Annotated in this window: 2 protein-coding genes and 1 pseudogene; all 3 read right to left on the bottom strand. The window is 56.0% G+C overall.

The genetic code is table 11. The features are described 5' to 3' along the window. Positions 1–88 precede the first annotated feature (88 nt). Positions 89–616 (bottom strand): hypothetical protein, encoded by a 528-nt coding sequence (locus HMPREF9473_RS08900; RefSeq protein WP_006779754.1) that lies wholly within the window; start codon positions 614–616, stop codon positions 89–91. Then, the gene (locus HMPREF9473_RS08895; protein WP_006779753.1) at positions 613–1,245 is read right to left on the bottom strand and encodes a hypothetical protein; all 633 of its coding nucleotides are present in this window, start codon (positions 1,243–1,245) and stop codon (positions 613–615) included. Before HMPREF9473_RS08895 ends, HMPREF9473_RS08900 begins: the two co-directional genes overlap by 4 nt. Positions 1,246–1,258: 13 nt before the next feature. After that, positions 1,259–2,930, bottom strand: a pseudogene (locus HMPREF9473_RS27645) (hypothetical protein); the annotation flags it as partial.

The raw sequence follows: 2,930 nt of genomic DNA, 5'->3' as shown, positions 1-2,930 counted from the left end.
CACAGGGCCAGTATCAGAAATCCTGCCACGCGGCGGCGTCCGCTCCAGGGCTCTCTCTTTCGTTTTTCTCCTGTCATAACACGCACCTCTACTCCAGCACATACAGCGTAATCTGCGCCGCGGCCCTTCCTATGTAAGAATTATCACGGATACGGTACGTGTCAAAATTCACGGTACACGCATACTCCCCTTTGTCCAGCTCCACATCAAGCGCTGCCTCGTCGATGTACTGCTCCGGGTCTAAATATCCTGAGCGGTAGATTTCCTCCCCGGTGTCATCACGGATGATGGTCACGGTAAAGCGGTTTCCATTTTCCGGCGGGTTTTCAATGTATAAGTTGGCTTTTCCCCTGCCGTTTATCATGAAGGGCGTGGCATTTACGGAAAATGCCACCATCCCCTCCTCCACGATGGCGTCCAGTTCCTTCTGGCGGCCCTCCGGATCAATGATGGTGCCCATCTTCACGTTTCCGTCGGCCTGAAGGCTGGGCATGGTCTCAGCCGCCGCCTGGGTATTGGCATGGACAAAATAGACCGCCGCGGCGCATACCGCCACACAGAATACCAGGGACAGAAATACCGCCAGCAGGCCGGTGCGGTTTCGTTTTGCTCTCATGATGTGCTTCCTCCCTTTACCCGCAGGGTGATGTCTATGGACATCTCTGCCACCGGGGTTTTCTTTTCAAACAGTTCCAGTCTCACCGTGACCGGGTGCTCGCCGGGAGCCAGCTCCCGTTCCAGGGAAATGCTCTCCACATAGCTGCCCGGATCGACGCGTCTGGTGCTGCCAAGCAGCTTCCCGTCCTCCTTTAAATACAGGCTGACTCGCGCGCTGTAATGGTTGGACTCCGGGTTCTCGTATTCGATGTTGCATGAAATGCTCCCTTCCTCCAGGGTTGGAAGCTGGTTCATCACCACCCAGAAATCGCCTGCGGCTATCTCCTGCATCTCTCCGGCATGAAGGGTTCCGCTTTTGGCGTTCTGGTCCGGCTGGATGTCAATCTGTGCCCGAACCTGGGACCGCAGGCTGTCCCAGTCCATGCAGACGCTGGCGCCCAGCAGGACAATAGCCAGTCCTCCTGCGCAGGCAAGACACAGATACCATAACCGCCTGTGAACCCGCCGCCTTGCGCGCCCCTGCCGCTTCTGACTGGCCTGCCCGGTCTGACTTGACTGTTCGGCCTGGCTGGTCTGCTTGGCCTGACTGGTCTGGTTTTCCAAATGTTTTCGGTTTTTTTTCTCCATCCTTCATCACCGCCTATGGAACCACGGCCTGGGCCGCTGCTGTGTAATCATCCTTTGATATGCCGAACCAGTAATGGATATCATAGGAAAACTGGGCCTCCGTTCCGAAATGCAGACCGTTGTACTCCATTGCATAACGATAGGGCAGACTTCCTCCGTTTTTCAGACGGTATTCCATCCATGCGGTTCCGGCGGCGGCTCCGGCTTCGTCGTAATACCGGGAGCCTACAAGGGCGGGGGATGCTCCCTGCACATCCGTGATCGCCAGCCTTACTCCCCCGGATGCATCGGTGATATTCCCGGTGGACGGAAGGGAAATGCTTGGAAGCACCGAAGTCAGTTTTGTGTATCCGGACTTTGACACTGCCTTCAGAATCTTTCCGTCTATGGGATATCCGTTTTTATTGGTGATTTTTAAATCCAGGCTGTAATCTTTATGCGCTCTTCCATCCGGTGTCAGCTTTGCCATGGTCACCTTGACGGGCATCACCACACTCAGGGTCTTGGACGTGACTCCCTTAACGGTTATCTGTATCTCGTACCGCTGCGTTCCGGATGCGCCCTCCAGCAGGACGTAACGGTCCTCCGGTTTCGTGCAGGCAGCCGCCCGTCCCAGGCTGATGCTGCTGACCGTCTGGAGGGACGCCGCCGGACTGGCAAGCGAGGACGCCAGACCTTTCAAATCGGTCCCTCCTGCCCGGAAGCCCAGATAGGTATTGGCGTTTGTGTAGCCATATTTGTGATAATTGCTGTTTGCTCCGGTGATATCGGCAAAGGCAGACAATGAAAATGAATTCCCCGCCGCCCCCGTGCTTCCAGGTGTAAAGTTACTGTCTGACGGACCGAAGGAGCGGAGCTTCATATCCGGAATTGACAGACTGTCCTTCAAATTTACGGTGCTCCCGCCTTCCGGGGTATCTGAAGCAAACTCCACAGACACGGTTTTCGGAGCCACAAAGGTAGGATATCCGGCCGTGCTCTCACTGTTCAGACTGGTATACCAAACCCTGTCTGCTCCGACTCGTGCGCTTCCGCCATAGTTATTCAATTCAGCAGTCTGCTCCTGCCGTTTGGCATCCGCAGTTGTGTCAAAGCGGGTCACCTGGCTGCTGTCGGATAAGCTGGTATCGCTGTAACACCGCACAAGATTCCCGGTTCCGGCATTTCCGGCAATACTTCCTGCCCGTCCGCCGGCCGTGATGGTTCCTCCGCTCAGAAGGGCATTGTAGCAGTTCTGGATTTTCCCGCTGCTCCCGTCTCCTGCGATTCCGCCGGCTGCGGAACCGCTGCCGGATGCAGACAGCTGGGGCTTTAACGTATAACAGTCGCGGATTTCGGAAGCGGCTCCGGTCATCTGGCCGGCGATTCCTCCGGCATAGCTGGCTCCGCTACCCACATTTTCCCGGCTGTAACACTGGTAGATGGTTCCACCATTCAAAACGCCGGTAATTGCCCCCTGCTTTCCTCCTGACGATGTCAGGGTGGATTTTATCACCGCCGTTCTCGCCACGGTTCCGCTCACGGTGTCAAACAGGCCGGCATTGACGGAAGAAGCCGTTGTGCCTATATGTAATCCGCTCAATTCGTATATCTCCGTATTCTTGACGCCAAAAGCTCCGCTGTAATTACTGATAGGAATCCAGGGAAGTGGCGCCCCGGAAGTTCCGGTGTAGGCGGTTCCTGTT

This window comes from Hungatella hathewayi WAL-18680 (genome assembly GCF_000235505.1).
Taxonomy (GTDB): domain Bacteria; phylum Bacillota; class Clostridia; order Lachnospirales; family Lachnospiraceae; genus Hungatella_A; species Hungatella_A hathewayi_A.
This window is presented reverse-complemented; position numbering and strand designations above follow the sequence as displayed.

What these genes read in the sequence shown, in the direction of transcription:
- HMPREF9473_RS08895 (WP_006779753.1), bottom strand. Translation starts at nt 1,245, where the DNA reads ATGGAGAAAAAAAACCGAAAACATTTGGAAAACCAGACCAGTCAGGCC.
- HMPREF9473_RS08900 (WP_006779754.1), bottom strand. Translation starts at nt 616, where the DNA reads ATGAGAGCAAAACGAAACCGCACCGGCCTGCTGGCGGTATTTCTGTCC.